Below are 22,028 nucleotides of genomic sequence, written 5' to 3' on the forward strand. Positions count from 1 at the left end.
GGCCGGGGTGCATCGCCCCGGCCCCCCAGGCGTGAGGACACGGGGCTCCGCCCCGGACCCCGCTCCTCAAACGCCGGAGGGGCTGGATCTTCCCAGCCCCTCCGTGCTTGTCCGCGGTGTCCAGCCTCGTCCGGGTGATCCTTCCAGTCAGGCGCATATGGGCCCCGCGGGCGCCACTACACTGCAAACCACATTCGCGTCAGGCCCACAGCGTCGTGCGTCTTCCACGCGGCTAGCCACCTCCACCGCCTGCGGCCGTCGGGACGGCCGTCCGCATTGGACTTGTGAGGACTCACGTGAGCACTGCTGCCAACGGCAAACCGGTCGTACTCATCGCTGAAGAGCTGTCGCCCGCGACCGTCGAAGCCCTGGGCCCGGACTTCGAGATCCGGCGCTGCAACGGCGCGGACCGCGCGGAGCTGCTGCCCGCCATCGCCGACGTCGACGCCATCCTGGTCCGCTCCGCGACCAAGGTCGACGCCGAGGCCATCGCCGCCGCCCGCAAGCTGCGGGTCGTCGCCCGCGCGGGCGTCGGCCTCGACAACGTCGACGTCTCCGCCGCCACCAAGGCGGGCGTCATGGTGGTGAACGCGCCCACCTCGAACATCGTGACCGCCGCCGAGCTGGCCTGCGGTCTGATCCTCGCCACCGCCCGCAACATCCCGCAGGCCAACACGGCCCTGAAGAACGGCGAGTGGAAGCGCTCCAAGTACACCGGTGTCGAGCTGGCCGAGAAGACCCTCGGCGTCGTCGGCCTCGGCCGCATCGGCGCGCTCGTGGCGCAGCGGATGTCCGCGTTCGGCATGAAGGTCGTCGCCTACGACCCGTACGTGCAGCCCGCGCGCGCCGCGCAGATGGGCGTGAAGGTGCTCTCGCTCGACGAGCTGCTCGAAGTCTCCGACTTCATCACCGTGCACCTGCCGAAGACGCCCGAGACCGTGGGCCTCATCGGTGACGAGGCGCTGCACAAGGTCAAGCCCGCGGTGCGGATCGTGAACGCCGCCCGCGGCGGCATCGTCGACGAGGAGGCGCTGTACTCGGCGCTCAAGGAGGGCCGCGTCGCGGGCGCGGGCCTCGACGTGTACGCGAAGGAGCCGTGCACCGACTCCCCGCTCTTCGAGCTCGACCAGGTCGTGTGCACCCCGCACCTCGGCGCGTCCACCGACGAGGCCCAGGAGAAGGCGGGCATCTCCGTCGCCAAGTCCGTACGGCTGGCCCTCGCGGGCGAGTTGGTGCCGGACGCCGTGAACGTCCAGGGTGGCGTCATCGCCGAGGACGTCCGGCCCGGCCTGCCGCTCGCCGAGAAGCTCGGCCGGATCTTCACCGCCCTCGCGGGCGAGGTCGCGGTGCGGCTCGACGTCGAGGTGTACGGCGAGATCACCCAGCACGACGTGAAGGTGCTCGAACTGTCCGCCCTCAAGGGCGTGTTCGAGGACGTGGTCGACGAGACCGTCTCGTACGTGAACGCGCCGCTGTTCGCCCAGGAGCGCGGCGTCGAGGTGCGGCTCACCACCTCCTCCGAGTCGCCGGACCACCGGAACGTGGTCACCGTGCGCGGCACGCTCGGCGACGGCGAGGAGGTCGCGGTGTCCGGCACGCTCGCCGGTCCCAAGAACCACCAGAAGATCGTCGCGGTCGGCGAGTACGACGTGGACCTGGCGCTCGCCGACCACATGGCCGTGCTGCGGTACGCGGACCGGCCGGGCGTCGTGGGCACCGTCGGGCGCGTCCTCGGGGAGGCCGGGATCAACATCGCCGGGATGCAGGTCGCTCGCGCCGACGTGGGCGGGGAGGCGCTGGCCGTCCTCACCGTCGACGACACCGTGCCGCCCGCGGTGCTCGCGGAGGTCGCCGCCGAGATCGGCGCCACCTCGGCCCGCTCGGTGAACCTGGCGGACTAGGGCCTGTTCGGTGGGTCGGCGCGGGTGATCGGCCCGCTGCCTCGTCCTCGAACGCCGGACGGGCTGGAACTCCTCCAGCCCGTCCGGCGTTCGCCTGTGCTCCGCTCAGCGGAGCGCCTTCGCCGCCAGGGCCGCCGCCGCGAGCAGGACGAGGGCACCCGCCACGGCCGCGATGTGCATGCCGCTGGTGAAGGCGGCGCGGGCCGCCTCGGTCAGGGCGTCCGCCGCCGTGGGCGGCAGGTCTGAGGCGACCGCCACCGCGCCGCCCAGGGTCTCGCGGGCCGCGCCCGGAGCCGTGTCCGGCATGTCGTGGCGGAACACCGCCGAGCCGATGGAGCCCAGGACCGCCATCCCGAGGGCGCCGCCGAACTCCTGGCCCGTCTCCAGGAGGGAGGAGGCCGCGCCCGCCTTCTCCGCGGGGGCCGCGCCGAGCGCCAGGTCCGTCAGCTGGGAGCCCACGACCACCGCCCCGCAGGCGAGCACCCCGGCCCCGGCGAGCACCGTCCACATCGCGTCCGTACCGGCGAGGAACAGCAGGCCGTAGCCGCAGGCGGAGAGCACGAAGCCGCCCGCGACGACCCGGGCCCTGGCCACGCCCGCGCGCACCGCCGCCGTGGCGAGGGGCGCGGCGAAGCCGATGAGGACCGAGGGGAGCAGCGCCCACAGGGCGGCCTCCAGGGCGCTCTTGCCGAGCACCGACTGGAGGTACTGCGTCGTGAAGTACGCCGAGCCGAGCATCGCGAAGGACGAGATGAGGTTCAGCGCGACGGCGGCGCCGAAGCCCCGGCCGCCGCGGAACAGGGCGGGGGAGATCAGCGGTGAGGACGCCGTGAGCTGACGGCGTACGAAAAGCACGGCGAACAGGGCGCCGACCACGAGCGACGCGACGTACGGCCACCGCACGCCTTCGGACGGCATCTCCTTGAGGCCGTAGACGGCGGGCAGCACCGCGGCCATCGAGAGCGGCACGCTCAGCAGGTCGAAGCGGCCCGGGTGCGGGTCCTTGGACTCGGGGATGAGGGCGGGCGCGAGGAGCAGGAGCAGCACCATCGCGGGCAGGTTGACCAGGAACACCGAGCCCCACCAGAAGAACTCGACCAGGACGCCGCTGAGCACCGAGCCGAGCGCGACCCCGCCGACCATGACGCCGGACCAGATGCCGATCGCCTTGGCCCGCTGCTCGGGGTCGCGGAACAGCGTGCGGACCAGCGCCATCGTGGACGGCATCAGGGTCGCGCCGCCGATGCCGAGGACCGCGCGGGCGGCGATGAGCATGCCCGGACTGGTGGCGTAGGCGGCGGTGAGGGACGCCGCGCCGAAGGCGGCCGCGCCGAACAGCAGGAGCTTGCGGCGGCCGATGCGGTCGCCGAGCGAGCCCATGGTCATCAGCAGGCCCGCGAGCACGAACGCGTAGATGTCGAAGATCCACAGCTGCTGGGTGCCGCTGGGCTCCAGGTCGGCGTTTATCGCGGGGACCGCGAAGTAGAGGACCGACACGTCCATCGACACGAGCAGCAGCGGCAGCATCAGGACGGCCAGGGCGGTCCATTCCTTGCGGCCCGCGCGCTCGGTGGCGGGGGAGGACGGCTGTGTGGTTGTCGTGGTCATGGAGCAGGACTGTACGGGCGTATAAGACGCTTGTCTAGAACGATTGTGTAAGACGTTTGTCTTGTACGGCTGTCTGGGGCGGACGTAGGGTGCACGCATGGGACACCGTGAGGATCTGCTCGCAGGGGCCAGGCGCTGCCTGCTGGAGAAGGGCTTCGTGCGCACGACGGCCCGCGACGTCGTCAAGGAGTCGGGCACGAATCTCGCGTCGATCGGCTACCACTACGGCTCGAAGGACGCGCTGCTCGCCGAGGCCTACATCTCGCTCATCGAGGACATCGGCGACGGCTTCGGGGCGCCGCCGGAAGACGCCGGGGCGGGCGGCTCGATCGAACGGTTCGAGAAGGTGTGGGGGAACGTCGTCCGGTCGTTCCCGCAGGCGCGCGGGATCTGGCTGCTGACCCTTGAGTTCGTCACGCAGGGCGAGCGGCTCGCCGGGGTGCGGGACATCATGGTCAAGGCCCAGGAGCAGGGGCGCGCGGGCCTCGCCGCGCTCTTCCTCGACCTCGACGAGGCCGCCCTGCCGCAGGACGTCGTGGACACCGAGGGGCGGCTCTACACCACCCTGCTCAACGGCCTCATGGTCCAGTGGCTCTTCGACCCGGAATCGGCCACCACGGCCGCCCAGCTCACCGAGGGGCTGCGGCGGATCGCGGCGCGGGCCGCCGAGGCCGAGCGGCTACCGCAGCCGTGACGCCTTCAGGGTCATGTGCAGGAGCAGCCGGTCCTCGCCCTCGTCCAGGTCCAGCTTCGTGAGCTGCTCCACGCGCGAGAGGCGGTAGTACAGCGTCTGGCGGTGGATGCCCAGCTCCGCCGCCGCGCGGCCCGCCTGGCCCGCGCAGTCGAGGAACACCTCGGCGGTGCGGGCCAGTTCGCGGTGCGCGGGGGTCAGCAGCGCGCGGGCCACCGCGTCCTGCGCGGCCTCCGCGGGCAGCGCGGTGAGCAGGCGGTAGGGGCCGATGTCCGACCAGCGGGCGAGCGGGCCGAAGCGCGGCTCGGCGAGCGCCGCGCGGGCCGCCGCCGAGGCCTCCGCCCAGGCCGCGCCCAGGTCCTCCAGGCCGCGGCGGGCGCCCGCGACCCCGGCCGTCGCGCCGCCGCCCGCCGCCTCCGCGAGCCGGGAGGCCGTCGTGACCGCGGGGGTCAGGGCGTCCGCCGAGCGCAGCCGCACCAGCACCGCGAGCGACTGCCCCGCGGCGCCCGCCGTGCTCCACGGCACCGTGCACAGGGCCGTCGCCCCCGGCACGGTCCGCAGCGCGGGCGCGTCCTCGGGGCCCGCCGCGGGCCAGGGCGCCACGCACACCACCGCGTGCAGGCCCTCGCCGCGCGGCCCGAGCGCCGTGCGCAGCGCGGCCACCGCCATGTCCCGCTGCCAGCCCCGCTCCGCGGTCAGGACCGACCGGAACTCGCGGGTCAGGTCGGCGCCCGCCTGGGCCTCGTCGGCGAGCAGCGTGCCGATGCGGGCGGCCACCTCCATGGCGGCGCCCAGCCGCGCGTCCGAGGGGCCCGGCTCGTCGTCGAGCAGCCACACATAGCCGAGGGCGTACCCCCGGTGGCGTACCGGAAGGCAGATGCGGCCGCGGTGCACGCCCGCCTCCGGGGTCGGCGGGATGCGGACCGGCGCGGTGGCGCGCGTGATGCCGAAGCTCTCGAACCAGGTCCGGACCGCCGCCGTGGAGCGGCGGGTGAGGATCGAGCGGGTGCGGACCGGGTCGAGGTCGGCCGCCTCGAAGCCGTCGCCGCCGTCGTGCGCGCCGAAGGCGATCAGCTCGAAGTCGCGGTTCTCCAGGGTCGCGGGCGCGCCGAGGAGGGCCGAGATCTCGTCGACCAGTTCCTGATAGTCGCCCTTCACCCGTGCCCTTCCTTCGCTCCGTGCGGGCTGTCGCCCTTACCCGGATACCTCGTCGTCAATGCTTTCGAAAGCCATTCTCGCGCAGTCCCGGGCCGGGCTCAGACATCTGTCTGAGATCCAGCCCACGGATGCGTGACAGGTGTCGATAGCACAGGATCGGAGGGATCCTTAGGTTTCACGGTGGTTCTCCGTGCCGTACCAGTTTTGTCGCAAAAATGACGTCGGTGCGGCTTCGTTCGTACTCCTGTGGAGGTGCCCCGTGCTGGCTCCCGTGATCCTTGCCGCGTCGCGCAGTGACAAGATGCGCCGTCTCGTGTCGGCGGCGCCGGGCACCAAGCAGGTCGTCGACCGCTTCATCGCCGGTGAGACCGTCGACCAGGTCGTCCCGATCGTCGAGGACGCCGTCGGCAAGGGCCTGGAGGTCACCCTGGACGTCGTCGGTGAGGACATCACCACCGTCGAGCAGTCCTACGCCGCGCGCGACGCCTACCTGGAGCTCATCGAGCGCCTCAAGGAGCTGGGCTTCGGCGAGAAGGCCGAGATGTCCGTGAAGCTCTCCATGTTCGGCCAGGCGCTGGAGGGCGGCCACGAGCTGGCCCTCGCCAACGTCCGCCCGGTCGTCGAGGCCGCCGCCGCCATCGGCACCACCGTGACCCTCGACGCCGAGGACCACACGACGCTCGACTCGATGTTCGCCATCCACGAGGAGCTGCGGAAGGACTTCCCGCAGACCGGCTGCGTCATCCAGGCCTACCTCTTCCGCACCGAGGACGACGCCCGCCGCCTGGCCGAGAACGGCAGCCGCGTGCGCATCGTGAAGGGCGCGTACAAGGAGCCCGTCGAGGTCGCGTACCAGGACAAGGCGGAGATCGACAAGGCGTACGTCCGCATCCTGAAGATCCTGATGAACGGCAAGGGGTACCCGATGATCGGGTCCCACGACCCGCGGCTGATAGCCATCACCCAGGAGCTGGCCCGGCGCGCCGGGCGCAAACTGGACGAGTACGAATTCCAGATGCTGTACGGCATCCGCAGCGAGGAGCACCTGCGGCTCGCGGCCGAGGGCCACCGGATGCGCGTCTACACCGCCTACGGCACCGACTGGTACGGCTATTTCATGCGCCGTCTCGCGGAGAAGCCGGCGAACCTGCTGTTCTTCGGCCGTTCCATCCTCACCAAGGGCTGAGCCGCCCGCACCCTCCCGTACAGAGCCCCCGCACACAAAGGAGCCAAGGAACTCATGGACGCTGTGACCCAGGTCCCCGCCCCGGTCAACGAGCCGGTACACGGCTACGCCCCGGGTTCCCCGGAGCGCGCCCGGCTCGAGGCCAAGCTCAAGGAGCTGTCCGAGAACCCGATCGAGCTGCCGATGACCATCGGCGGCGAGAAGCGCCTGGGCGGCGGCGAGCCGTTCGAGGTCGTCCAGCCGCACAACCACAAGGCCGTCATCGGCACCGGCCGCGGCGCCACGCAGCAGGACGCGCAGGACGCGATCGACGCCGCGCTGGCCGCCGCCCCGGCCTGGCGCGCGATGTCCTTCGACGACCGCGCCGCGATCATCCTGCGCGCCGCCGAGCTGCTGTCCACGACGTGGCGCGAGACGCTGGCCGCCTCCACCATGCTCGGCCAGTCCAAGACCGCCCAGCAGGCCGAGATCGACACCCCCTGCGAGCTCGTCGACTTCTGGCGCTTCAACGTGAAGTACGCCCGTGACCTGCTCGCCGAGCAGCCCCCGGCGAACTCCACCGGCGTGTGGAACCGCCTGGACCACCGCCCGCTGGAGGGCTTCGTCTACGCGATCACCCCGTTCAACTTCACGGCCATCGCGGGCAACCTGCCGACCGCCCCGGCCCTGATGGGCAACGTGGTCGTGTGGAAGCCGTCCCCGACGCAGACGCACGCCGCGGTGCTGCTCATGCAGCTCCTGGAGGAGGCGGGCCTGCCCAAGGGCGTCATCAACCTGGTGACCGGCGACGGCATCGCCGTCTCCGAGGTGGCCCTGAACCACCGCGACCTCGCGGGCATCCACTTCACGGGTTCGACGAAGACCTTCCAGTACCTGTGGAAGACCGTCGGCGCCAACATCGAGAAGTACCGTTCCTACCCGCGCATCGTGGGCGAGACGGGCGGCAAGGACTTCGTGGTGGCGCACCCCAGCGCCGACCGCGCCGTCCTGAAGACCGCGCTGACCCGCGGCGCCTTCGAGTTCCAGGGCCAGAAGTGCTCGGCCACCTCGCGCGCCTACATCCCGGCGTCCATCTGGAACGACGGGTTCAAGGAGGAGTTCGCGGCCGAGGTCGACGGCATCAAGATGGGTGACGTCACCGATCTGTCGAACTTCATCGGCGCCGTCATCGACGACCGCGCGTTCGCCAAGAACAAGGCGGCGATCGACCGCGCCAAGGCCGACGAGACCTGCACGATCGTCGCGGGCGGCAGCTACGACGACTCCGAGGGCTACTTCGTGCGCCCGACCGTCGTCGAGTGCACCGACCCGGACAACGAGGTCTTCAAGGACGAGTACTTCGGCCCGTTCCTGGCCGTCTACGTCTACGAGGACGAGAAGTACGACGAGATGCTGACCCAGATGGAGTCGGTCTCGGCCTACGCGCTCACCGGCTCGGTCATCGCGGGCGACCGCGCCGCGGCCGCGTACACGATGGAGAAGCTCCGCTACGCCGCGGGCAACTTCTACATCAACGACAAGTCGACCGGCGCCGTCGTCGGCCAGCAGCCCTTCGGCGGCGGCCGTGCCTCCGGCACCAACGACAAGGCGGGCGCCCCGCAGAACCTGATGCGCTGGACCCTGACCCGCGCCATCAAGGAGACCCTGGTCGCGCCGACCGAGTACGGCTACCCGCACATGGGCTGACCTCGGCCCCCTCGTGATCCCCGCCCCCGGCTCGGGCCCCACCCCAGCCGGGGGCGGTGTCGTACCCGCACCCGCCCCGCTCAGCGCGCCCGGCGGTCGAGGAAGTCCTCGATCAGCCCGGCGATCTGCCCGGCGTGCGTCTCCAGGGCGAAGTGCCCCGTCGGCAGCAGGTGCACCTCGGCGTCGGGCAGGTCCCGCTGGAAGGCGGTGGCGCCGTCGCGCACGAAGATCTCGTCGTGCGCGCCCCACACCGCGAGCACCGGCACCTGGCTCTCGCGGAAGTACGCCTGGAAGTCCGGGTACAGCGCGATGTTGCTGCCGTAGTCACCGATGAGCGCGAGCTGGATCTCCGCCTGTCCCTCGCGCGCCATGGAGGCGGCGTCGTGCTCCCACGCGTCGGGGCTGATCAGATCGCGGTAGCGCGCGGGGACGCCGTGCGTGTACTGCCACTTCACGCCCTCCGGGGAGCGGATCTCCCGCACGGGCGCGGCCGTCTCTTCGCTCGGCTCCTTGATGTACGCGAACACGGGCGCCCAGGCCGCGGCGCCGAGGCCCTCCTCGTACGCGTTGCCGTTCTGCGTGACGATCGCCGTGATCCGCCCGGGGTGGGCGAGCGCGAGGCGCAGGCCGATCGGCGCGCCGTAGTCCTGGACGTACAGCGCGAACCGGGTCAGGCCGATCCGCTCGGTGAACTCGGCGGTGACATCGGCCAGTTCGGCGAAGGTGTACGGGAAGGCGTCGGCGGCGGGCGTCGCCGAGCGCCCGAAGCCGATGTGGTCGGGGGCGATGACGCGGTAGCGGTGGGCGAGCCGCGGGATGAGGTCCCGGAACATGTGCGAGCTGGACGGGAAGCCGTGCAGCAGGAGCAGCACGGGGGCGTCGGCGGGCCCCGCCTCGCGGTAGAAGACCTCGTGCCCGCGGACGGTGGTGGTGCGGTAGTGGACCTGGGTGCTCATCCCTCTAACCCCTCATGGCGTCTTTGGCGGTTGGCGCGGCACGACGAGTGGACCATGCCCGCCTCTAACCAGTCAAGGGATATTTAGCAGTTAGGTGGGATCCCGGGGGGGGCTTGAGTCGGGAGGACTTGAAACTGACACCTGTGTCAGCTTCTACCGTTCCTGCATGACGCAGCACACGCTCCTCACCCCGTACTCCGCCCCCTTCGGCCACCTGCCCAACCGCATGGTCATGGCCCCCATGACCCGCTTCCGCGGCGAGGAGGACGGCACCCCGCAGCCGATCGTCGCCGACTACTACGCCCAGCGGGCCAGTGCCGGGCTCATCGTCACCGAGGGCATCTGGCCCAGCAGCCGCGGCCAGAGCGGCTGGCGCATCCCCGGCCTGGAGACGGCGGCCCACGTCGCGGGCTGGCGGCGGGTCACCGACGCCGTGCACGCCGCGGGCGGGCGGATCTACGCCCAGCTCATGCACGGCGGCCGACACGGCCACCCGCTGTCCCGCATCGACGGCGACGCGCCCGCCGCCCCGTCGGCCGTGGTCTCGCCCGAGCTGGTGCACGTGCGCGACGGCGGCAAGGCCGAGCCGGTGACCCCGCGCGTGATGACCCTCGACGACATCCGCACCGCCGTCGACGACCACGTGGCCGCCGCCCGCAACGCCGTCGCGGCGGGCTTCGACGGCGTCGAACTGCACGGCGCCAACAGCTACTTGATCCACCAGTTCCTCGCGGACAACACGAACCTCCGCGACGACGCGTACGGCAGGGGATCGGTCGAGAACCGCATCCGGTTCGCGGTGGAGGTGGTGCGCGCGGTCGCCGACGCCATCGGAGCCGAGCGGCTCGGGCTGCGGCTCTCCCCGGGCAACCCGCAGTTCGGCATGGAGGAGGCCGACCCCGGGCCGGTCTACCGCGCCCTGCTCGACGAGCTCGACGGCCTCGGCCTCGCCTATCTGCACCTCACCGACAACGACCGCTACCCGGCCCTGGCCGAGCTGCGCCCGCACTGGAGCGGCACCCTCATCGCCAACGTCGGCGAGAACGGCGACCCGACGACGAAGGAGGCGGGCGAGGCCGTCATCGCCGACGGCCGCGCCGACCTCGTCTCCTACGGCAGGGCGTTCCTCACCACCCCGGACCTGCCGCACCGCTTCGCCGTGGGCGCGCCGCTGAACGACTTCGACGCGGCGCACCTGTACACGAGCGGCCCCGAGGGGTACACCGACTACCCCTTCCTGGACGCCCCGGAAGCGGCGGAGGCCCGGGTGCTTCAGACCTCCACGAGCACCTGATCGAGGGACTTGCGCACCAGGTCGGGCACCTGGCAGTCCGGCGCCGGATAGCCGACGGGTATCACCGCGAACGCCTTCTCGTTCTCCGGCCGCCCGAGCACCTCGGACAGGAACCGCATCGGGCTCGGCGTGTGCACGAGCGCGGCGAGCCCCGACAGGTGCAGCGCGGAAAGCAGCATGCCGACCGCGATGCCGACCGACTCGTCGACGTAGTAGTGCTTGTGCTTGGTGCCGTCCTCGCCCAGCCAGTAGCGCTGCTGGAACACGACGATCAGGGCGGGCGCGTCCGTCAGGTGCGGCTTCACCTCGTCGGTGCCCAGCGGGCGCAGCGCGGCCAGCCACTCCTCGCCGAGCCGCCCGTCGTACGAGATCCGCTCCTCGTGCTCGGCGGCCTCGCGGATGCGGCGGCGCACCTCGGGGTCCTGGACGAGGACGAACGTCCACGGCTGCTGGTGCGCGCCCGACGGCGCGGTCGCCGCGCACGCGACGGCGTCCCGGACGACCTGCGGCGGCACCGGGTCCGACGAGAACTGCCGCACCGTGCGCCGCTGCTGCATCCGCTGCCTCAACTCGGCCGCGTGCGTGAGGGATTCGGCCGCGGGCATGCGGGCGGGACGGTACGGCACGGAGCGGTACGGCTGTCCGTGGATGGGCGTCCAGGGCGCGGCGGGGTGTCCGGTCTCCGGCTCGTGCTGTTCGGTATCAGGCATGCCTCGATTCTGGGACCGGCGGCGCCTGCGCGCCATGGTGCGTACCAATGCGATGCGCGTGACGTGCCCGCCGGGGCCCGTCAGCTCCAGCCCGCCATGATCAGGCCGAGGCCCGTCGCGAACCCGCCGCCCAGCAGGGCCAGATAGGCGCCGTAGTGGCGGCGGAGCCGATGCGCGAGGAAGCCGAAGGCCCCGAAGCCCAGGCCCACGGTGAGGGTGCGCGAGCCGCGCGAGAGCGCCGCCCGGGCCAGCCAGTCGGGGGCCGCGACCTCCGCGCGGCCCGCCTCGGCCGCGTACACCTTGAACGGGACGCCGTTCCACGGCTGGTGGCGGACCGCCGCCGCGCCCTCGGCCGCCAGCTCCTGGCGCACTTCCGCGCGCATCCGGTCGGTGGTGAGTGGGTGCGGCACCTGTACGCCCGACGCGGCCAGGTGCAGGGCGAGGAGGCCGCCGGTGAGGCTGCCGCCCAGAGCCGTCAGGGCCAGCTTCAGGGACCTGCGGGGCAGGGCCACGCACGCGACCGCGAGGAACAGCTCCGGCATCAGCGGCCAGCTCAGCGCCTCCGCGCACGCCCACGCGAACGCCAGCGGCAGGCCCCAGCGGGAGCCGACCGCCGCCGCGACCCGCCTCCGGACGCGGGAGTCCCGCAGCGGCTCGGCGGCCGTGCGCCGGTGCAGCTCGGCCACCGCCGCGCGCGCCTCCTCGGCCGTCACCGTCGGCGGCAGCGGCTCGCCGATCGTCACGCGCACCAGGGACGGGCGCAGCCTGCCGTGCTTCGGGAGCAGGCGGTCCGTGCCCGCGATGCCCACGGGGACGACCGGTACGTCCGCCTCCCTGGCCAGGACCAGGGCGCCCTTGTGGAACGTGCCGAGCTCGCCCCGGCGGGCGCGGGTGCCCTCCGGGAACAGCACCACCGCGTGGCCCGCGCGCAGCGCGTCCGCCCTGGCAAGGAGGTCCTCCATGCCGCCGCCCGTGCGGCGTACGGGGAAGCCCGCGGCCAGGCGGGCGCAGACGCGGCGGCGCCAGGGCGAGGCGAACCAGTAGTCGGCGGCCGCGGCGATGGTGGGGGAGTGGCGTGCGTCGAGGGCCGCGAGCAGGGCCGCGGTGTCGGCGTGCGAGGAGTGGTTGGCCACGACCACGCAGCCGCCCTCCGGCAGGGTGCCCTTGCGGGTGATGCCGCCGGTGAGGGTGAGCAGGGTGCGCCACAGGGTTGCCCTCGCGGGGGCGCCCCAGGCCCGCCCCTTCCCGAACCGGGGGCTGCCGCCCCCGGGCCCCCGCCCTTTTGGCGCTTCGCGCCTCGTCCTCAAACGCCGGACGGGCTTGATGGGCTTGCTCTTCGTCGTCACGTGGCCACCGCCGTCCTCAAGCGCCGGACGGGCTTGATGGGCTTGCTCTTTGTCGTCACGTGGCCACCGCCGTCCTCAAGCGCCGGACGGGCTTGATGTGTCTGCTCTCCGTCTTCACAGTCCCACCGCCATCGTCAGGAGCAGGGCCAGGAGCAAGGAGTCCACGCGGTCCAGGAGGCCGCCGAAGCCGGGGAGCCAGGTGCCAGCGTCCTTGACGCCCGCCTCGCGCTTCACCATGGACTCCAGGAGGTCGCCCAGGACGCAGCCCGCGAGGACCGCCGCCCACAGCGGGACTGTGAGGGCGCCGACCGCCGCCAGGGCCAGGGCCGTCGCCGCCGCGGTGCCCAGGACCCCGGCCCACGTCTTGTTCGGGGACAGCGGCGAGAGGCGGTGGGCCAGCGGGCCCGTGCGGCCCAGGGCCGTGCCCGCGCACCACGCGCCGACGTCGCCGAAGGCCACCGCCACGCCCACCGCCACCGCCGTGCCGTCCAGGAGGACCAGGCCGGTGAGCGAGGCCGGGATCCAGAGCACGCCGAAGAGCGTGCGGCACGCCCGCGTGAAGCCGTGCTCGGTGTCGCCGGTCAGGAGCGCGGGCAGGGCCGACACGACCAGCAGGGCCGCGGCCGCGCGGAGGCCGAGGGCGTCGGGCGCCAGCCACGCCGCCGCCGGGAGCAGGACCGCCGCGACGCCGAGCACCGCCCGCTCGCCGCGCGCCAGGTGGGCCATGCGGGCGTACTCCGCCACGGCGACCGCGCCGAGCCCGGCCGCCAGGGCGAACGCCCCCGCCCCGCCCGCCCAGAGCGCGCCGAGGAACAGCGGCGCCGCGAGCGCCCAGGTCCGCCAGCGCCTGCGCAGCTCCGCCCGCATCCGCAGCCGGGACGGCAGCGCGGCGACGGCGACGCCGCCCGCGCCGAGCGCCCCGGCCACCACCGGCACGGCCCGCGCGGCCGTCTCCCCCGCCAGGAACGCGACGCTCATCGGGTGCCCAACTCCCCCCACAGCCGCCCGCACCGGACGGCCGCCGTCAGCGCGGAGCCCGCGGCGATCACCGCGAGCACGGGTGCCGCCCAGGCGGACGCGGCGGCCACCACCACGAGGGCACAGCGCTCCGTCTTGCCCACCGGGCCGCCGTTCAGGCGCCCGGCGCCCGCCGCGGCGCCCGCGAGGGACACCCAGGACGGGAGCGTCGCGGCCAGGGCCGCCGTCGCCACCAGCCACAGCGGGGCCAGCGGCAGGAAGCCCGCGAGCATCACCAAGTCCGCCGCCCGGTCGCCGAGTTCGTTGAGCAGGGCGCCGCGGCGCGTGCTGCGGCCGGTGTCCCGGGCGAGCGCGCCGTCCAGGTTCGCGCACGCCAGGCGGGCCGCGAGCAGCGCCGCCACCGGGAGCGCGGCCAGCGGCGCGGGCAGCCACGCGAGGGCCGCCGCCGCGCCCGCGGCGCACACCACGCCCGCCGCCGTCAGCGCGTCCGGCGACACCGCGCGGCGGGCCAGCGCGCCGCGCACGCCCGACAACTTCCGGGCGTACCAGGGCTTGAGGGCGTACAGGCCGAGGCCGTGGGAGCCGGAGGAACCGTTCATGCCGTCGACTCTGCCGCCGCCCGGGCCCGCGCGAATCGGGATGCGTACTCAGATGCCGCCTGAGTACCGTGGGCGCGTGACCCCTGTGACCACCCTGCGCACGGCACACACCGCCGACCTCACGCCCACCGAGCTCGCGGCCGCCCGCGCCCTCATGGACCTCGCCTTCGACGGGGACTTCTCCGACGAGGACTGGGACCACGGCCTCGGCGGTGTGCACGCCCTCGTCCACGACGCCGAGGGCGAGCTGCTCGCGCACGGCTCCGTCGTCCAGCGGCGCGTCCTGCACAACGGCCGTTCGCTGCGCGTCGGTTATGTGGAAGCCGTCGCCACCCGCCCCGACCGGCAGCGGCAGGGGCTCGGCGGGCAGGTCATGGGCGCCCTGGAGGACGTCGTCGAGCGGGCCTACGACCTGGGCGTGCTCTCGCCGTCCGAGGAGGGCGAGAAGCTGTACCGCGCGCACGGCTGGCAGACCTGGACCGGCCCGGTCGGCACCCTCGGCCCACGGGGCGTGGAGGAGATGCCCGACGAGGACGCGCCCATGATCTGGGGCGGGGACCTCGACCCGGCGCACACGCTGCTCATCGACTGGCGCGACGGCGACGTGTTCTGAGCCGCCTCCACGGACGGGCGGGCGGCTCGGCTACGCCGGTGCCCCCGTGGCCCGCACGATCATCTTCCCCACGTTGTCGCCCCGCAGCATCCCCAGGAAGGCGTCGACGATCCGGTCGAAGCCGTCCACCACCGTCTCGTCGAGACCGATCCGGCCGTCGCGCAGCCGCGGGACGACGAACTCGTACAACTCCTCCTGCACGTCGTAGTAGTCGCGCACGAGGAAGCCCTCCATGCGCAGGCTCTTCTCCACGATCTCGGAGAGGTTGCGGGGCGCGGCCAGGGCCCGGGTGCTGTTGTACTGCGCGACCGTGCCGACGCGGAGGATGCGGCCGCGGTCGCGCAGGCCCTCGATCGCCGCCTCCAGCTGCTCGCCGCCGACGTTGTCGACGTAGAGGTCCACGCCGTCCGGCGCCGCCTTCGCGAGCAGGTCCGCGGCGGGTCCGTCGTGGTAGTCGAAGGCCTCGTCGTAGCCGACGTGCTCCTTGAGGTACGCGACCTTCGCCGCCGAGCCCGCGCTGCCGACGATCCGGCCCGCGCCGAGGAGCCGTGCGAGCCGCCCGGTGGCCGTGCCGACGCCGCCCGCCGCGGCCGACACGAACAGGTCGTCGCCCGCGCGCACCGGCGTGATCCGGGTCAGGCCCACGTACGCGGTCAGACCGGTGCCGCCCAGGATGCTCAGGTGCGCGGAGAGCGGCACCCCCGCGAAGTCCGGCAGGACGCGGGCCTCCTGCGGCGTGAGCACCGCGTGCGTGCGCCAGCCCTTGCGGTGGAAGACGAGCGCGCCCTCCGGCAGGGACGGCTCGCGCGAGGCGATCACCCGCCCGAGGGTGCGGCCCTCCAGCGGCGCGTCGAGCGCGAAGTCGCCGTCCATCATCTCGCGGTGGTACGGGTCCACCGACCAGTAGAGGTTCTCCACGAGCGCCGAGCCGGGCACGGGCCCGGGCAGCGCCGACTCCACGAACGCGAAGTGCGCGGGGGTGGGGAAGCCGTGCGGGCGGGCGGTCTGGTGGACGGTCAGGGCCGTGTCGCTGCTCATGTCCGGCACCGTACGGCGGGAATGCGGGCGCGGGGCAGAGGGTTCGGCTCATGGAACGCGACGAACCATGAGAGCTCCTCATGGACGCAGGTGACACGCCCTTGCGGGCCGGAAGGACGAGTGGGAACCGATGGCCGGACCAGACCTCGCCCCGCACGAGCTGCGGATCATCGTGGCCGTCGAGCAGGCCCGCAGCTTCTCCGGCGCCGCCGCGGCCCTCGGCCTGACCCAGTCGGCCGTCTCGCACTCGGTGCGCGGCACGGAGCAGAAGATCGGCGCGGTGCTCTTCGACCGGGGCCGCGGGGGCGCCGCGCCGACCCCGGCGGGTGAGCGCGCCGTCGCCCACGCCCGGCGCGTGCTGCGGCTCCTGGAGACCCTCGCCGCAGAGGCGCGCGGCGCCGCCGACGGGGGCGGGGAGGTCACCGGGCCGCTGCGCGTCGCCGCGTTCCGCAGCGCCGCCCTGCATCTGCTCCCGGCCGCGCTCGCGGGCCTGCGCGCCCGCCACCCCGGCGTCGAGCCCGAGGTCCGCGTCGTGCGGGAGCTGGGGCGCGGCACCGCCGGTGAGGTCGCCGACGGCCGCGCCGACCTCGGCATCGCCACCCTCGGCACGACCTCGCCGGTGCCGCGCGGGCTCGTCGGCGACGTGCTCGTGGAGGAGCCCTACGCGTTCGTGCACCCGGCCGGGCACCCGGACCCGCGCTCGCTGCCGCTCGTGGACTGGGCGGAGAACTGCACCTCGTACACCCGCGACTGGTGGGCGCGGCAGGACTGGCTGCCGCGGGCCACCACGCGGACCGAGGACGACGGCGCGGTCCTCGCGATGGTGAGCGCCGGGCACGCCATGGCGGTCATGCCCGCCCTGTCGCTGACGGGGGCGCCGCCGAGCGTGACGGTCACCGACCTCGGCCCGGGCCGCCCGACCCGCTCCGTGGGCTACGTCACCACGCCCGAACTGGCCGCGACACACGTGGTCAGAGCGCTGATCCGGGAGCTGAGAGCGGTCGCCGCGGAGGCTGCCGTCTCAAATAGTAGGAAGCCCGAGTATTTGTAGAGACAGAAAGCGGAAGCTGTCTTAGCTTTGTAGGAGCCGAACGTCTCGCTCGATCAAGCGAACGGCGGATGTGAGCCCGGCCCCGCGCAGGCGAACCCTGCGGCCCCGCTCCCCGCCCTTTCCGGCGTCTCGTAACCCCGCGCATCCCCCTGTTCTCCGGATGCCTGGACCGAAGGAGTCGAACACCCATGGCCGAGACGACCGTCCGACGAGTCCGCCGCAGCCTCCGCACCAGCGACGCCGAGCGCAAGAACGCCGCCGCCGCCCTCCAGCGGGCCCTCGACCGCCGGGACAACGGCGGCGCCACCGGGCACTGAGCCGCCCCGCGCTACCTTGCGCGCTCGATCTCGAAGTGGTCGACGCGCTCGCCGCTCTCGGCGAGCGCGGAGACCGTCAGCCTCGGCCGCGCCCCGGCCGTCACCTCCACCGCGAGGAACGAGAAGCCGGTGTAGCGCACGCGTGACCACGCGACCGTGTCCGGGTCGGGCAGGCGCGACTTCGTCCAGTGGAAGGTGTGGACCGCGTCGCGGTCCTGCACGTGGCCCTCGTAGCTGTCCTTCACCCCGGCCGGGAAGCTGTAGAGGTCCTTGCCCGCGCCGCCCGCGGTGACGTACACGATGCCGTCGCGCGTCGGATCCGTCGACGCGCCGACGGGCACGGGCCTGCCGACCTCGCCGCCCTTGATGGCGTCGGTCCGTTCGTACACGTGGTTGTGGCCGTTGACGACTAGGTCCACCTGGTGCTTGGCGAACAGCGGCAGCCAGGCGTCGCGCACCCCGCCGTCGGAGCCGTGCGTCGCCGTCGAGTAGGCGCAGTGGTGGAAGAAGACGACGACGAAGTCGACGTCGGCGTGCGCGCGCAGCTCGCCCAGGCGCCGGTCGAGCCACGCGGTCTGCTTGCCGTCCGAGTAGCCCTTGTTGGCGGGTATCTCGTACGACACGTCGTTGGCGTCGAGCGCCACCACGCCCACGTTGCCGTAGCGGAACGAGTAGACGCCGGGCGCGCCCTGGGGGTCGAAGCCGTTCTCGGGCAGCGACCAGCGGGCCGACTGGCCGCCGTAGCCGTTCGGCGAGTACCAGGCCTCCATGTCGTGGTTGCCGGTCGTCACCATCCACGGCACGGACTTCGCCACCGACTCCGTCTGCGCGAGGAAGGTGTCCCAGACGCGGGCGTCGTACGTGTCCGTGTCCTTGCCGTGCCCGGTGGTGTCCGCGTAGCAGATGTCCCCGGCGTGCAGGTGGAACGACGGGTTCTGCCCCAGGATCAACTGGTCGTTGGCCAGGGCGTGATAGCTCACGCCCTGGTCGCCGAAGGCCGTGAAGACGAAGCCCTCCGGCCGGGCCGGGGCGGTGCGGAACGTGCCGACCGTGCCCGCGTGTCCGGGCGATGCCGGGTCGAAGCCGTCGTGGCCGACGCCGTAGTAGTACGTGGTGCCGGGTTCGAGGCGGTCGAGCGCCGCGTGCAGGTAGTACTGCTCGACCTCGGGCAGCTTCCTCGACAGCGAGGGCGTGCGCAGGTCCCGCACCTCCGCCGGGATCTTCTGGCTGAGCTCCCAGGGCCTCAGGCCCACGCGCACGTACGGGTTGTCGACGGCGAACGGCACCTGCCAGGAGATCCGCATCTGCGTCCTCGGCTCGGCCCCGAAGGCCAGATGACGGCCGAAGGGCGCGACGTGCCTGCCGTCCACCTTCGCCGGCGCGGGCGGCCGCGCCGGTGCAGGGCGGCCCGCGTACGCGCTGCCCGAACTGCCCGCGAGCAGGCCGAGGCCGCCCGCGGTGCCCGCGGTCGCGAAGGAACCGGCGAGCACCTTGCGCCGGGAGAGCTTCGCGCGCAGGTACGCGTGCTGCTCGGCCATGCTCAGCCGCCGCGCGAGCGGCTCGGGAATGCCGACGTTGGGGGTGTCCATGACCTGGGAACTTCCCAGCGACGCCCAACTCCCGCCCTACCCGCGGGTGAAGAGAGCGTGTCCGTGGGGTGGCGTACGCGCGGACGACCCCGGGGTGTCCACATCCCGGACGGGCCATGTCATTGGATGGGACGAACGGTAAGGTGCCGACATGTCTCGCAGCATCAATCTCGCAGTGATCCCCGGAGATGGGATCGGCCCGGAAGTCGTGGCCCAGGGGCTCAAGGTCCTCAACGCCGTCCTCCCGCAGGATGTGAAGCTGGAGACCAAGGAGTACGACTTCGGCGCCCGGCGCTACCACGCCACCGGGGAGACCCTCACCGACGCCGACCTCGCCGACCTGAAGCGGCACGACGCGATCCTGCTCGGCGCCATCGGCGACCCGTCCGTACCCTCCGGCGTCCTGGAGCGCGGCTTCCTGCTCAAGCTCCGCTTCGCCTTCGACCACCACGTGAACCTGCGCCCGAGCAAGCTCCTGCCGGGCGTCGCCACCCCGCTCGCCGGGCAGCCCGAGATCGACTTCGTCGTCGTCCGCGAAGGCACCGAGGGCCCCTACACGGGCAACGGCGGCACCATCCGCCAGGGCACCGAGCACGAGGTCGCCACCGAGGTGTCCGTCAACACGGCCTTCGGCGTGGAGCGCGTGGTGCGCGACGCCTTCGCCCGCGCCCAGGCCCGGCCGCGCAAGAAGCTCGCGCTGATCCACAAGAACAACGTGCTTGCCTTCGCCGGGCACCTGTGGACGAACGTGTTCAACCGGGTGGCCGCCGAGTTCCCGGACGTCACCACCGAGTACATGCACGTGGACGCGGCGACGATCTACCTCGTCACCCAGCCCGAGCGCTTCGACGTGATCGTCACCGACAACCTCTTCGGCGACATCATCACCGACCTCGCCGCGGCCGTCTCCGGCGGCATCGGCGTCGCCGCCTCCGGCAACATCAACCCCGCCCGCGCCTTCCCGTCGATGTTCGAGCCGGTGCACGGCTCGGCGCCCGACATCGCGGGCCAGGGCAAGGCCGACCCCAGCGCCACCGTGCTCTCCGTCGCCCTGCTCCTGCGCCACCTCGGGTACGACGCCGAGGCGGCCCGGGTCGAGGAGGCCGTCTCCGCCGACCTCGGCGCCCGCGGGACCTCCGTCCGCAGCACCGACGAGATCGGCGACGCGCTCGCCGTACGGGTGGCGGGCTGATCCGTCGGCGGGTGTCCGCCCTTCCCGAGTCTGAGTGAGGTTTCTTTGAAGCCGCCGGGTCCCCGTGGGCACCCGGCGGCTTCTCGTCACTGGGGGCCGGGTGTCACCATCGGATCCCAGGGGCCGCAGATCCCGCCGTTTCGTCCACGGAACCCCACGAGCGATAATCGGACGTGGGGCCGCGAAGTGGCGCACACCCGTACGACGTGAGCACCACGCGCGTACGGCGTAAGTGAGCGCGGTCCGTCACACACGAAACCGGTGAAGGACACGCAACCATGACGACGCCCACGATCGAGCTGAAGCCCTCCTCGACCCCGGCCCAGGCCGCGGAGCGCGAGGCGGTCCTTGCCAACCCCGGGTTCGGCCGCCACTTCACCGACCACATGGTGACGATCCGCTGGACCGAGGGCCGCGGCTGGCACGACGGCCAGCTCGTGCCCTACGGCCCGCTCTCGCTCGACCCGGCGACGAACGTCCTGCACTACGCGCAGGAGATCTTCGAGGGCATGAAGGCCTACCGCCAGCCCGACGGTTCGGTCGCCCTGTTCCGCCCCGAGGCCAACGCCCGCCGCTTCCAGTCCTCCGCGCGCCGCCTCGCCATGCCGGAGCTGCCCGTCGAGACCTTCATCGAGGCCTGCGACGCCCTCGTGCGCCAGGACATCGACTGGGTGCCGGGCCACGGCGGCGAGGAGTCCCTCTATCTGCGCCCCTTCATGATCGCGACCGAGGTGGGCCTCGGCGTGAAGCCCGCCAACGAGTACCTCTTCGTGGTCATCGCCTCCCCGGCGGGCGCCTACTTCCCCGGCGGCGTCAAGCCCGTCTCCATCTGGCTCTCCGAGGACCGCGTGCGCGCCGTCCCCGGCGGCATGGGCGACGCCAAGACCGGCGGCAACTACGCCGCGTCGCTGCTCGCCCAGGCCGAGGCCGCCGAGAAGGGCTGCGACCAGGTCGCCTACCTCGACGCCGTCGAGCACAAGTGGGTCGAGGAACTGGGCGGCATGAACCTGTACTTCGTGTACGGGGACAAGATCGTGACCCCGTCCCTCTCCGGCTCCATCCTGGAGGGCATCACCCGCGACTCCCTCCTGAGCGTCGCCCGCGACCTCGGCTACACCTCCGAGGAGGCCCGCGTCTCCATCGACCAGTGGCAGGCCGACACGGAGAACGGCACGCTCACGGAGGTCTTCGCCTGCGGCACGGCCGCCGTGATCACGCCCGTCGGCACCGTCAAGTCGCGGCGCGGCGAGTGGGAGCAGAGCGGTGGCCGCCCCGGTGAGGTCACCATGAAGCTCCGCGAGGCGCTGCTCGACATCCAGCGCGGCGTGCGCGAGGACCAGCACGGCTGGATGCACCGCCTGGGCTGAGCCCCGCTCTGAACCCGTCCGCCCCGAGGGCCGGACCCGGCACCCCTGCCGGGCCCGGCCCTCGGTGCGTCCGGGCCCGCTAGGCCGACTTGGGGCCCGCGGTGAGCGTCAGGCTCTCGGGCAGGGCCGCCCAGGCGCGGCGGAAGGCGGCGGCGAGACCGGCGCGATCGGGCGTGCCCGGCTCGGCCGTCCAGGCCTCCAGGCCGCGGTGCCAGGCGGCCACCAGCAGGTCGATGGCCAGGTGTGCGCGGAGCTGGTCCGGCTCGTGCGCGGCGCCGCCGAGGTCGAACCGGCGGACGACCAGGTCCAGGGCGGCCCGCCCCGTGCGGTCGCAGAAGGCGAGGCCGTGCGCGTCCATCGACGGGTTGCGGGCGGCGAGGCGGCGGCTGAGCAGCGCGCGGTGCGCCCACTGTTCGCCGGGCATCCGGCCGAGGGCGGCGAGCAGCGCGTCGCGCAGGAGCTCGCTCAGCGGACCGCCGTCGGGCCCAGCCCCCTCCAACTCGTCGAGGAACGCCGTCCACAGGTCGTGGAGCGGTGCTGTCGCCACGTCCTCCTTGCTGGTGAAGGTGCGGAAGAAGGTCCGCTTGGACACCTCGACGGCCTCGCACAGCTCGTCGAGCGTGACGTGGTCGAAGCCGCGCTCCGTGAACAGCTCCAGGGCCGTGTCGACGAGCGCCTGCCGGGTGCGGAGCTTCTTGCGCTCGCGCAGGGAGAGGGGGGCGTCGGCCCGGGCGGTTTCCATGACGGA

The 22,028-nt window shown here is 73.0% G+C and carries 20 protein-coding genes; 10 read left to right on the top strand and 10 right to left on the bottom strand.

Annotated elements, in window-relative coordinates; all coding sequences use genetic code 11:
- Positions 1 to 296 precede the first annotated feature (296 nt).
- Positions 297 to 1,901, top strand: coding sequence for a phosphoglycerate dehydrogenase (gene serA, locus ACIG3E_RS19095; protein ID WP_242724014.1), 1,605 nt, complete (start codon positions 297 to 299; stop codon positions 1,899 to 1,901).
- Positions 1,902 to 2,006: 105 nt separating this feature from the next.
- On the opposite strand, the gene ACIG3E_RS19100 is transcribed toward serA, so the two are convergent.
- Positions 2,007 to 3,509 (bottom strand): MFS transporter, encoded by a 1,503-nt coding sequence (locus ACIG3E_RS19100; RefSeq protein WP_399617414.1) that lies wholly within the window; start codon positions 3,507 to 3,509, stop codon positions 2,007 to 2,009.
- Positions 3,510 to 3,606: 97 nt separating this feature from the next.
- Between ACIG3E_RS19100 and ACIG3E_RS19105 the strand changes: the two genes are divergently transcribed.
- Positions 3,607 to 4,203 (top strand): TetR/AcrR family transcriptional regulator, encoded by a 597-nt coding sequence (locus ACIG3E_RS19105; RefSeq protein ID WP_399617417.1) that lies wholly within the window; start codon positions 3,607 to 3,609, stop codon positions 4,201 to 4,203.
- Here the strand turns inward: ACIG3E_RS19105 and ACIG3E_RS19110 are convergent.
- Positions 4,189 to 5,358, bottom strand: coding sequence for a PucR family transcriptional regulator (locus ACIG3E_RS19110; protein ID WP_399617420.1), 1,170 nt, complete (start codon positions 5,356 to 5,358; stop codon positions 4,189 to 4,191). The two genes, ACIG3E_RS19105 and ACIG3E_RS19110, sit on opposite strands and share 15 nt — an antisense overlap.
- Before the next feature lie 259 nt (positions 5,359 to 5,617).
- Between ACIG3E_RS19110 and ACIG3E_RS19115 the strand changes: the two genes are divergently transcribed.
- Together ACIG3E_RS19115 and pruA are read left to right on the top strand one after the other, a co-directional pair.
- Entirely contained in the window at positions 5,618 to 6,544 is a 927-nt protein-coding gene (locus tag ACIG3E_RS19115; protein WP_399617423.1) for a proline dehydrogenase family protein, read from the top strand.
- Between the two features lie 54 nt (positions 6,545 to 6,598).
- Positions 6,599 to 8,230, top strand: a complete 1,632-nt coding sequence (gene pruA, locus ACIG3E_RS19120; RefSeq protein ID WP_399617426.1) for an L-glutamate gamma-semialdehyde dehydrogenase — start codon at positions 6,599 to 6,601, stop codon at positions 8,228 to 8,230.
- Between the two features lie 80 nt (positions 8,231 to 8,310).
- Here pruA and ACIG3E_RS19125 read toward each other — a convergent pair whose 3' ends face one another.
- Positions 8,311 to 9,186 (bottom strand): alpha/beta fold hydrolase, encoded by an 876-nt coding sequence (locus ACIG3E_RS19125; RefSeq protein WP_399617429.1) that lies wholly within the window; start codon positions 9,184 to 9,186, stop codon positions 8,311 to 8,313.
- Positions 9,187 to 9,352: 166 nt separating this feature from the next.
- Here ACIG3E_RS19125 and ACIG3E_RS19130 point away from each other — a divergent pair, with 166 nt between their 5' ends.
- The gene (locus tag ACIG3E_RS19130) at positions 9,353 to 10,480 is read left to right on the top strand and encodes an alkene reductase (protein ID WP_399617432.1); all 1,128 of its coding nucleotides are present in this window, start codon (positions 9,353 to 9,355) and stop codon (positions 10,478 to 10,480) included.
- On the opposite strand, the gene ACIG3E_RS19135 is transcribed toward ACIG3E_RS19130, so the two are convergent.
- The 4 genes from ACIG3E_RS19135 to ACIG3E_RS19150 all read right to left on the bottom strand — a co-directional run bounded on the left by ACIG3E_RS19135 (position 10,459) and on the right by ACIG3E_RS19150 (position 14,113).
- A complete protein-coding gene (locus tag ACIG3E_RS19135; RefSeq protein ID WP_399617435.1) occupies positions 10,459 to 11,190 on the bottom strand; it encodes a nitroreductase family protein in 732 nt (243 codons plus the stop codon). The genes ACIG3E_RS19130 and ACIG3E_RS19135 overlap by 22 nt on opposite strands.
- A gap of 80 nt (positions 11,191 to 11,270) precedes the next feature.
- On the bottom strand, positions 11,271 to 12,536 hold the full coding sequence (locus tag ACIG3E_RS19140; protein ID WP_399617438.1) for a lysophospholipid acyltransferase family protein: 1,266 nt from the start codon (positions 12,534 to 12,536) through the stop codon (positions 11,271 to 11,273).
- Positions 12,537 to 12,650: 114 nt separating this feature from the next.
- The gene (locus tag ACIG3E_RS19145; protein WP_399617441.1) at positions 12,651 to 13,514 is read right to left on the bottom strand and encodes a phosphatidate cytidylyltransferase; all 864 of its coding nucleotides are present in this window, start codon (positions 13,512 to 13,514) and stop codon (positions 12,651 to 12,653) included.
- The gene (locus tag ACIG3E_RS19150; RefSeq protein ID WP_399617444.1) at positions 13,511 to 14,113 is read right to left on the bottom strand and encodes a CDP-alcohol phosphatidyltransferase family protein; all 603 of its coding nucleotides are present in this window, start codon (positions 14,111 to 14,113) and stop codon (positions 13,511 to 13,513) included. Before ACIG3E_RS19150 ends, ACIG3E_RS19145 begins: the two co-directional genes overlap by 4 nt.
- Positions 14,114 to 14,165: 52 nt before the next feature.
- Between ACIG3E_RS19150 and ACIG3E_RS19155 the strand changes: the two genes are divergently transcribed.
- Positions 14,166 to 14,726: a GNAT family N-acetyltransferase gene (locus ACIG3E_RS19155; protein WP_399617447.1), complete on the top strand. Its 561-nt coding sequence runs from the start codon at positions 14,166 to 14,168 to the stop codon at positions 14,724 to 14,726.
- 30 nt (positions 14,727 to 14,756) lie between these two features.
- Here the strand turns inward: ACIG3E_RS19155 and ACIG3E_RS19160 are convergent, their stop codons facing one another.
- Positions 14,757 to 15,764: an NADP-dependent oxidoreductase gene (locus tag ACIG3E_RS19160; protein WP_399617450.1), complete on the bottom strand. Its 1,008-nt coding sequence runs from the start codon at positions 15,762 to 15,764 to the stop codon at positions 14,757 to 14,759.
- A gap of 130 nt (positions 15,765 to 15,894) precedes the next feature.
- Between ACIG3E_RS19160 and ACIG3E_RS19165 the strand changes: the two genes are divergently transcribed.
- Both ACIG3E_RS19165 and ACIG3E_RS19170 read left to right on the top strand, forming a co-directional pair.
- Positions 15,895 to 16,815 carry a LysR family transcriptional regulator gene (locus tag ACIG3E_RS19165; protein WP_399617453.1) on the top strand — a complete coding sequence of 307 codons (921 nt, stop codon included), beginning with the start codon at positions 15,895 to 15,897 and terminating at the stop codon, positions 16,813 to 16,815.
- 188 nt (positions 16,816 to 17,003) lie between these two features.
- On the top strand, positions 17,004 to 17,132 hold the full coding sequence (locus tag ACIG3E_RS19170) for a hypothetical protein (protein WP_278194243.1): 129 nt from the start codon (positions 17,004 to 17,006) through the stop codon (positions 17,130 to 17,132).
- A gap of 11 nt (positions 17,133 to 17,143) precedes the next feature.
- On the opposite strand, the gene ACIG3E_RS19175 is transcribed toward ACIG3E_RS19170, so the two are convergent.
- Positions 17,144 to 18,721, bottom strand: coding sequence for a purple acid phosphatase family protein (locus ACIG3E_RS19175; RefSeq protein WP_399617457.1), 1,578 nt, complete (start codon positions 18,719 to 18,721; stop codon positions 17,144 to 17,146).
- A gap of 151 nt (positions 18,722 to 18,872) precedes the next feature.
- On the opposite strand from ACIG3E_RS19175, the gene ACIG3E_RS19180 reads away from it, so the two are divergent.
- Both ACIG3E_RS19180 and ACIG3E_RS19185 read left to right on the top strand, forming a co-directional pair.
- A complete protein-coding gene (locus tag ACIG3E_RS19180) occupies positions 18,873 to 19,913 on the top strand; it encodes a 3-isopropylmalate dehydrogenase (RefSeq protein ID WP_399617461.1) in 1,041 nt (346 codons plus the stop codon).
- A 278-nt stretch (positions 19,914 to 20,191) separates the two neighbouring features.
- Positions 20,192 to 21,280, top strand: a complete 1,089-nt coding sequence (locus ACIG3E_RS19185; protein WP_399617465.1) for a branched-chain amino acid aminotransferase — start codon at positions 20,192 to 20,194, stop codon at positions 21,278 to 21,280.
- A gap of 79 nt (positions 21,281 to 21,359) precedes the next feature.
- On the opposite strand, the gene ACIG3E_RS19190 is transcribed toward ACIG3E_RS19185, so the two are convergent.
- Positions 21,360 to 22,022 (bottom strand): TetR/AcrR family transcriptional regulator, encoded by a 663-nt coding sequence (locus tag ACIG3E_RS19190; protein WP_399617468.1) that lies wholly within the window; start codon positions 22,020 to 22,022, stop codon positions 21,360 to 21,362.
- Positions 22,023 to 22,028: the final 6 nt, after the last annotated feature.

The sequence above is a fragment of the Streptomyces sp. NPDC053474 genome (genome assembly GCF_044544845.1).
Classification (GTDB): domain Bacteria; phylum Actinomycetota; class Actinomycetes; order Streptomycetales; family Streptomycetaceae; genus Streptomyces.

Coding starts and splice junctions, on each gene's coding strand:
- ACIG3E_RS19100 (WP_399617414.1), bottom strand. CDS start 3,509: ATGACCACGACAACCACACAGCCGTCCTCCCCCGCCACCGAGCGCGCG.
- ACIG3E_RS19105 (WP_399617417.1), top strand. CDS start 3,607: ATGGGACACCGTGAGGATCTGCTCGCAGGGGCCAGGCGCTGCCTGCTG.
- pruA (WP_399617426.1), top strand. CDS start 6,599: ATGGACGCTGTGACCCAGGTCCCCGCCCCGGTCAACGAGCCGGTACAC.
- ACIG3E_RS19125 (WP_399617429.1), bottom strand. CDS start 9,186: ATGAGCACCCAGGTCCACTACCGCACCACCACCGTCCGCGGGCACGAG.
- ACIG3E_RS19130 (WP_399617432.1), top strand. CDS start 9,353: ATGACGCAGCACACGCTCCTCACCCCGTACTCCGCCCCCTTCGGCCAC.
- ACIG3E_RS19135 (WP_399617435.1), bottom strand. CDS start 11,190: ATGCCTGATACCGAACAGCACGAGCCGGAGACCGGACACCCCGCCGCG.
- ACIG3E_RS19145 (WP_399617441.1), bottom strand. CDS start 13,514: ATGAGCGTCGCGTTCCTGGCGGGGGAGACGGCCGCGCGGGCCGTGCCG.
- ACIG3E_RS19150 (WP_399617444.1), bottom strand. CDS start 14,113: ATGAACGGTTCCTCCGGCTCCCACGGCCTCGGCCTGTACGCCCTCAAG.
- ACIG3E_RS19155 (WP_399617447.1), top strand. CDS start 14,166: ATGCCGCCTGAGTACCGTGGGCGCGTGACCCCTGTGACCACCCTGCGC.
- ACIG3E_RS19160 (WP_399617450.1), bottom strand. CDS start 15,764: ATGAGCAGCGACACGGCCCTGACCGTCCACCAGACCGCCCGCCCGCAC.
- ACIG3E_RS19165 (WP_399617453.1), top strand. CDS start 15,895: ATGGCCGGACCAGACCTCGCCCCGCACGAGCTGCGGATCATCGTGGCC.
- ACIG3E_RS19170 (WP_278194243.1), top strand. CDS start 17,004: ATGGCCGAGACGACCGTCCGACGAGTCCGCCGCAGCCTCCGCACCAGC.
- ACIG3E_RS19175 (WP_399617457.1), bottom strand. CDS start 18,721: ATGGACACCCCCAACGTCGGCATTCCCGAGCCGCTCGCGCGGCGGCTG.
- ACIG3E_RS19180 (WP_399617461.1), top strand. CDS start 18,873: ATGTCTCGCAGCATCAATCTCGCAGTGATCCCCGGAGATGGGATCGGC.
- ACIG3E_RS19185 (WP_399617465.1), top strand. CDS start 20,192: ATGACGACGCCCACGATCGAGCTGAAGCCCTCCTCGACCCCGGCCCAG.
- ACIG3E_RS19190 (WP_399617468.1), bottom strand. CDS start 22,022: ATGGAAACCGCCCGGGCCGACGCCCCCCTCTCCCTGCGCGAGCGCAAG.